Here is a 6,937-nt window from a genome sequence, read left to right on the forward strand (position 1 = left end):
ATGGCCAGCCCCTTCGTCGAGATCGAGGTCGATGACCGCGTCGTCAAGGTGACCAACCCGGACCGGGTCTACTTCCCGGAGACCGGCGCGACGAAGCTCGACCTGGTCGACTACTACCTCAGCGTCGGTTCGGGCATCGTCAACGCGCTGCGCGAGCGCCCCTGCATGCTGCACCGGTTCCCGAAGGGGCTGGCGGGGGAGAAGGTCCACCAGAAGCGCTTGCCGGCCGGCGCACCGCCGTGGATCGAGACGGTGGAGCTGTACTTCCCGCGGTGGGGGCGCACCGCCGACGAGCTCTGCGTGACCGAGCTAGGGTCGGTGATCTGGGCCACGCAGATGAGCACCGTCGAGTTCCATCCCTGGAACAGTCGCCGTGCGGACACGGAGAAGCCCGACGAGTGGCGGATCGACCTCGACCCGGGTCCGGAGTGCGACTGGTCGACCGTGCAGCGCACGGCCGGGATCGTCCATGAGCTGCTCGACGAGCTGGGAGCGACCGGCTTCCCCAAGACGAGCGGCGGCAGTGGACTGCACGTCTACGTGCGGATCCCGCCGGAGCACGGCTTCCAGGACGTACGCCGCGCCGCTCACGCCTTCGCGCGCGAGGTGGAACGCCGTTCGTCCGGCCTGGTCACCACGGCGTGGTGGCGCAAGGACCGCGACCCGGCACAGCTCTTCATCGACTACAACCAGAACACCCGGGACCACACGATCGCCGCCGCCTACTCGGTGCGTGGCGTGCCGAACGCGCGGGTGTCGGCACCGGTCACCTGGGACGAGATCCCGGCGTGTGTGCCCGATGACTTCACCATCGAGACCATGCCGGCCCGCTTTGCTGCACTCGGCGACCTGCACGAGTCGATCGACGATCACCCGTGGGACATCCAGCCCCTGCTGGAGTGGGCCGACCGCGACGCGGCGTCGGGGGAGTCGGCCCCCGCCGACGAGTCCTGAGCTTCACTTCCAGAAGACGACCTTGTCGCCGACGTCCTCGGCGGTGGCCCCGACCGCGTCAGCCGCATCTCCCACCGCTTCGGCCGCGTCGCTCACGGTGTCTCCAGCGTCCTGAACCAGCTCGAGGGCGTCATCGACATGGTCAACAGCGATGTCAGCGACCTTGCCTCCCACCTGTTTGCCGGCCCATCCTCCGGCAGCGCCGCCAACGAAGGCGCCTCCCGGAATCGGGGAAAGGAACCCGCCGAGGGCCGCCGCGCACACGATGGTCGCGCCGCCTTCAATCGTGCCGCGGACAGCCGATCGCGTCACCCGCTCGGTATCGGACATCGTGGGGTCGATGGCGTCTTCCTGCCACTGGCTCCGCGCTGACAGTCCCACCGTCAAGACGTTGCCAGTGAGTCTCAGGTCCGCGAGCACCTGCTTCCCGACGGGCTTGGCAGCCTCGAGGACCGATCCGATGCGCCGGATACCGTCATCGGTCGACTGCGACGCCGAGTGGACTGCCCACGAGAGGTGGCCGTTGACCCATCGCCCCGGCAGGCCGGCGACAGCTCCTGGCTGCCGAACCGCCCATGCAGCCATGTCGAGTGCGTCCCCATCCTCTGGGGGAAGGTGCAGGAGTGCGCGTTGCAGCTGGTCAGACGCATCCGGGCCGGGCACGGCAGGAAGGTCTGCACGCAGACGCGCGTGTGCGGTCGACTCAGCAGCCCGCGCCCGCAAGGCAGCCTCGACGGAACGATGACCTGCGTCAGCGAAGAAGCCTGTGGCATCGACCGTGAGCCCGTCGCTGACCGCGAGCTGCGCTGCGTCCGCAAGTGCAGCTGTCACCTCGGAGAGGTCGGCCCCTAGGCGAGTGACGGCCCTCGCCACCACGTCGCAGCGATCGGCTGCCGCGCTCAAGCTGACCCGTGCTCCCGCAATCTGCCCGTCGGCCGCCCGACTGGCAGGTCCGCTCCAGTCGGGCGCCGCACAGTCAGGCGACAGGCGAAGGGCTGCCTGCCGCAGACGCGCCCCGAGATCGGACAGGCGCGAGCCGACGGCCCGACAGCCCGCCGGGTCGCCGTCCACACCCGTGGGCCAGTGCTGCATCGTCACCGGCCCCAGGCGAGCAGCGACGTGGCCACGACGTCATCGACAGCGCCATAGCGACGGGCAGCGTCGACGAGCGCCTCCGCCACCGTGGTCAACTCTGTGCTGTGCCGTCCGACGTCCGCCATCACGGTGGCGATCGCTGCTCCGATGGCCTCAGTCGAGGGCCCAGCTGCCGGTGTCGGAGGAGGCGCAAGGCAGGCGAGGGACTCACCCACGTCGCGGACCACCGATGCGCTCAGCGGAAGGTCCTCAGGGCTGACGGCGAAGTCATTGCTCATGCCTGTGACTACCCCGACAGCCCGCGGTCGATCCGGGCGCGTTCAGGCACCTGTGGAGGGACCTAGACTTCGCCCGTGGCCACGTGCATGCAGATCACCCCGTCGATCCTCAACGCCGACCTGGCGAACCTCGGAGCAGAGGTACGCCGCATCGGCAGCGCCGACATGGTGCACATCGACGTCATGGACAACCACTTCGTCCCGAACCTGACGCTCGGGCTCCCCGTGGTCGAGTCGCTGCGTGCGCACACCGATCTCCCGTTCGATGCGCACCTGATGATCGCCGACCCCGACCGCTGGGCTCCCGCGTACGCCGAGGCGGGCTGCGCGTCCGTGACGTTCCACGTCGAGGCGGCGGCTGCACCCGTGCGCCTCGCGCGCGAGATCCGCAAGCAGGGTGCCCGCGCGTCGATGGCGCTCAAGCCGGCCACCCCGATCGAGCCCTACGAGGACATGCTCGCCGAGCTCGACATGCTGCTGATCATGACCGTGGAGCCCGGTTTCGGCGGGCAGAAGTTCCTCGACATGTGCCTTCCGAAGATCCGCCGTGCCCGCGCCCTGATGGACAAGCACGGCGTCGAGACCTGGCTGCAGGTGGACGGCGGCGTCTCGCTCGAGACGATCGAGCGGTGCGCAGAGGCCGGTGCCGACGTCTTCGTCGCAGGCTCCGCCGTCTACAGCGCCGCCGACCCGGACGCCATGGTCAAGGACCTGCGCGCGAAGGCCGAGGCCGCGCGCGCCTGATCGCTCCGGCCGATCACCCCGCCGGAATTCCCATGCGCCACATGGCGCACCCCACATGGTTGAGACGTCAGCCATGTGCAAGGATTGCGCCGACGAGTTGACACTCGCGTGCACTGGGGGCGGTGAAATTCCGCACCGGCGGTGACTGGATCAGTCCAGAAGTCCGCGACCCGACCGCAGCCAGCGGCCGGTTGACGAAGTGAGAATCTTCGACCGACGGTCAGAGTCCGGATGGAAAGCGCACGCGGTACGACGCCCGCTCACTGCGACCGCCCGCTCCGGCGACACGCGTGACGAGGCTCGCGCCGGCAGCCCCTGGAGTCCGCGACCGGACCCCGAGAGAGCGCCATGGCCTTCACCCCCGCCGAGCAGACCGCGATGCTGCGCGCCCTCGACCTGGCCGCCACCCCCGGCGTACCCCTGGGGCCGAACCCGCGCGTCGGCTGCGTGATCCTCGCGCCGGACGGCTCGACGCTCGTCGAAGGCTTCCACCGGGGTGCGGGGACGGCCCATGCCGAGGCCGCGGCCATCGCCACCGCCCGGGAGCAGGGCATCGACCTGACCGGCGCGACAGCGGTGGTCACCCTCGAGCCGTGCAACCACACCGGCCGTACCGGCCCGTGTGCCCAGGCGCTCATCGGCGCACAGGTGGCCCGCGTCGTCTTCGCCCAGTCCGACCCGAACCCCGAGGCAGCCGGGGGAGCGACCACACTGCGCGACGCCGGCATCGACGTCGAGAACGGACTCATGGCTGATGAGTCCCAGGCAATCAACCGGGTCTGGAGCTTCGCCCTGGCTCACCAGCGTCCGTACGTGACCTGGAAGTTCGCCGCGTCACTGGACGGCCGGAGCGCCGCCGCCGACGGCACGAGCAAGTGGATCACCAGCCGGGCGGCCCGCGTCGACACCCATCGCCTGCGCGGACTGGCAGACACGATGCTCGTCGGCACGAACACCGTCGAGGTGGACGACCCGCAGCTCACCGTCCGCGACGCAGACGACCACCCGATCGAGGACCAGCCGCTGCGCGCGGTCATGGGCATGCGCGATCTCCCCGCCCGCAGCCGGGTCTTCGACGGCAGCGCAGGCACGGTCCACCTCCGCACGCACGACCCCGCCGAGGCGCTCGCCCAGCTCTTCGCGAAGGAACGACGTCACGTCTTCCTCGAGGGCGGCCCGACGCTGGCGTCGGCGTTCTGGAAGGCGGGTCTCGTCGACGAGGTCGTCACGTACGTCGCGCCGGTCCTGCTCGGCGCCGGACGGAATGCCGTCGACGATCTCGGCATTCACACCATCACCGACGCAGCGCACCTGCGCGTCACCGACGTCCGCGTCATCGCGGCCGACGACGAGGACACCTGCGTCCGCATCACCATGACCACCCACGACCCGGTCACGGCCGCCACGGCCGCGCCTGAGGAGGCCTGATGTTCACCGGCATCATCGAAGAGCTCGGCACGGTCGAGGCGATCGACCGCCTCGACGACGCCATCCGGCTCACCATCCGCGCCAGCACGGTGCTCGAGGGCACCGGTCTCGGCGACTCGATCGCGGTCAACGGTGTCTGCCTGACCGTCGTGACCTCCGACGACGCGCTGTGGACCGCCGACGTCATGCAGGAGTCGATCGACAAGAGCTCGATCGGCGACCTCGTGGTCGGCGACACGGTCAACCTGGAGCGCGCCGTCACGGTCGAGAAGCGGCTGGGCGGCCACGTCGTCCAGGGCCACGTCGACACCGTGGGCACGGTCATCGCGCGCGACCCCAGCGAGCACTGGGAGTACGTCGAGGTCGGCTTCCCGGCCGGCTTCGGCCGCTACCTCGTCGACAAGGGGTCGGTGACCATCGACGGCATCAGCCTCACCGTGATTGACCCGACGGAGACCAGCTTCAAGGTCAGCCTCATCCCCGAGACCCTCACCCGAACGACGATGGGCAACCGGCCCGTCGGCTCCCGCGTCAACCTCGAGGCCGACGTCATCGCCAAGCACGTGGAGAAGCTCCTCGCGAGCGCCAACCTCCTGAACGCAGACAGCATCACCAAGCTCATGAAGGAGCAGAACCAGTGAGCACCACCCACACCCCGCAGCCGGAGCAGCAGCACGGCGGCGTCCGCCTGGACGACGTCGAGCTCGCCATCGCGGACATCGCCGCCGGCAAGGCCGTGGTCGTCGTCGACGACGAGGGCCGGGAGAACGAGGGCGACATCATCTTCGCTGCGGCGAAGGCGACCCCCGAGCTGATGGCGTTCACGATTCGCCACTCCAGCGGCGTGATCTGCGCACCGATGCCGGGCGACATGCTCGACCGCCTCGAGATCCCGCTCATGACGCCGCACAACAAGGACGCCTACCGCACGGCGTACACGATCTCCGTGGACGCCCGCGACGGTACGTCGACCGGTATCTCCGCCGCCGACCGCGCTCGCACCGTCAAGGTGCTCGCCGACTCCGCGACCGAGCCGTGGGAGCTGACCCGTCCGGGCCACGTCTTCCCGCTGCGCTACCGCGAGGGCGGCGTGCTCGTCCGTCGCGGCCACACCGAGGCGGCCGTCGACCTGGCCCGTCTCGCCGGGCTGACGCCGGTCGGCGTACTCGTCGAGGTCGTCAACGACGACGGCACCATGAAGCGTGCGCAGGAGCTGCGCGACTTTGCCGACGAGCACGGTCTGAAGATGATCTCGATCGAGGACCTCGTCCGGTTCCGCCGCCGCACCGAGGTGCTGGTCGAGCGCGTGGCGGAGACGAGGCTCCCGACCAAGTACGGCGAGTTCACGGCGTTCGGCTACAAGGTCACCGTCGACGACTCCGAGCACATGGCGCTGGTCCGCGGCGACATCGCTGCGGCCGTCGCGGCGGGTGAGCCCGTGCTGACGCGCGTGCACAGCGAGTGCCTGACCGGCGACGTGTTCGGGTCCGAGCGGTGCGACTGCGGCCCGCAGCTGGAGCAGTCGCTCGAGCAGATCGTCGAGAACGGCACCGGCATCGTGGTCTACCTCCGCGGCCACGAGGGTCGTGGCATCGGCCTGGCCGCGAAGCTCCAGGCGTACGCGCTGCAGGAGCAGGGTCGCGACACCGTCGACGCCAACCTCGACCTCGGCCTTCCCGCCGATGCCCGTCACTACGGCGCGGCGACGCAGATCCTGCGCGACCTCGGCGTCACCAACGTCCGGCTGATCACCAACAACCCGGACAAGTGCACGAGCCTCGCCGACTACGGTGTCGCCGTGGCCGAGCGGGTCGCGCTCGACACGCACGTCAACGAGAACAACGTCGCCTACCTCCGCACCAAGGCGGAGCGCATGGGCCACACCATCGACCTGGACACCCTGGAGGGCAACTCATGAGCGGCGCCGGCGCACCCACCGCAGCACCCACGGACGCCTCCGACCTGCGGGTCGCGATCGTCGCGGGCACCTGGCACGAGCAGGTCATGGAGGGCCTCCTCGCGGGCTCCCAGCGCTGCCTCGACGCCTACCAGGTCAGCAACGCCACCGTCGTTCGTGTGCCTGGTGCCTTCGAGCTGCCGATCGTGGCGCGCGAGCTCGCCCTCAAGGGCTACGACGCCGTCGTCGCGTTCGGCGTCGTCATCCGGGGTGGCACGCCGCACTTCGACTTCGTCTGCAACGCCGCGACCGACGGCCTGACCCGGGTCGCGCTCGACACCGGTGTGCCGGTCGGCTTCGGTGTCCTGACGACCGACAACGACGAGCAGGCGCTCGACCGCGCCGGTCTCGAGGGGTCGAAGGAGGACAAGGGCTGGGAGGCCACGTCCGCCGCGATCGTCACCGCGCAGACGCTGAAGAAGATCCGTCAGGGCTTCTGACCGACGTACTGCCCGAGCCGGCCAAACTGTCAGACTGACAG

At 69.8% G+C, this 6,937-nt stretch carries 8 protein-coding genes and 1 riboswitch; of the genes, 6 read left to right on the top strand and 2 right to left on the bottom strand.

The genetic code is table 11. The annotated features are described in order from the left end of the window. On the top strand, nucleotides 1-954 hold the full coding sequence (gene ligD / locus EPD65_RS13355) for a non-homologous end-joining DNA ligase (RefSeq protein ID WP_131584949.1): 954 nt from the start codon (nucleotides 1-3) through the stop codon (nucleotides 952-954). A 3-nt stretch (nucleotides 955-957) separates the two neighbouring features. Here ligD and EPD65_RS13360 read toward each other — a convergent pair whose 3' ends face one another. Together EPD65_RS13360 and EPD65_RS13365 are read right to left on the bottom strand one after the other, a co-directional pair. Further along, on the bottom strand, nucleotides 958-2,052 hold the full coding sequence (locus EPD65_RS13360) for a hypothetical protein (RefSeq protein ID WP_131584952.1): 1,095 nt from the start codon (nucleotides 2,050-2,052) through the stop codon (nucleotides 958-960). Continuing rightward, nucleotides 2,049-2,327: a hypothetical protein gene (locus EPD65_RS13365; protein WP_131584956.1), complete on the bottom strand. Its 279-nt coding sequence runs from the start codon at nucleotides 2,325-2,327 to the stop codon at nucleotides 2,049-2,051. The genes EPD65_RS13360 and EPD65_RS13365 overlap by 4 nt, the downstream gene beginning before the upstream one ends. An 87-nt stretch (nucleotides 2,328-2,414) precedes the next feature. On the opposite strand from EPD65_RS13365, the gene rpe reads away from it, so the two are divergent. From rpe to ribH, 5 genes are all read left to right on the top strand, one after another. Continuing rightward, nucleotides 2,415-3,071: a ribulose-phosphate 3-epimerase gene (rpe, locus tag EPD65_RS13370; protein WP_131584977.1), complete on the top strand. Its 657-nt coding sequence runs from the start codon at nucleotides 2,415-2,417 to the stop codon at nucleotides 3,069-3,071. A 104-nt stretch (nucleotides 3,072-3,175) separates the two neighbouring features. Beyond that, nucleotides 3,176-3,319: riboswitch (FMN riboswitch) on the top strand. Nucleotides 3,320-3,419: 100 nt separating this feature from the next. Next, a complete protein-coding gene (ribD, locus tag EPD65_RS13375) occupies nucleotides 3,420-4,499 on the top strand; it encodes a bifunctional diaminohydroxyphosphoribosylaminopyrimidine deaminase/5-amino-6-(5-phosphoribosylamino)uracil reductase RibD (protein WP_243640594.1) in 1,080 nt (359 codons plus the stop codon). Further along, on the top strand, nucleotides 4,499-5,140 hold the full coding sequence (locus tag EPD65_RS13380) for a riboflavin synthase (protein ID WP_131584959.1): 642 nt from the start codon (nucleotides 4,499-4,501) through the stop codon (nucleotides 5,138-5,140). The genes ribD and EPD65_RS13380 overlap by 1 nt, the downstream gene beginning before the upstream one ends. Beyond that, complete coding sequence (locus tag EPD65_RS13385) at nucleotides 5,137-6,417, top strand: bifunctional 3,4-dihydroxy-2-butanone-4-phosphate synthase/GTP cyclohydrolase II (RefSeq protein ID WP_165873009.1); 1,281 nt, start codon at nucleotides 5,137-5,139, stop codon at nucleotides 6,415-6,417. Before EPD65_RS13380 ends, EPD65_RS13385 begins: the two co-directional genes overlap by 4 nt. Then, on the top strand, nucleotides 6,414-6,896 hold the full coding sequence (gene ribH, locus EPD65_RS13390) for a 6,7-dimethyl-8-ribityllumazine synthase (protein WP_131584962.1): 483 nt from the start codon (nucleotides 6,414-6,416) through the stop codon (nucleotides 6,894-6,896). The genes EPD65_RS13385 and ribH overlap by 4 nt, the downstream gene beginning before the upstream one ends. Nucleotides 6,897-6,937: the final 41 nt, after the last annotated feature.

Source organism: Nocardioides jejuensis, assembly GCF_004337475.1.
GTDB lineage: Bacteria > Actinomycetota > Actinomycetes > Propionibacteriales > Nocardioidaceae > Nocardioides > Nocardioides jejuensis.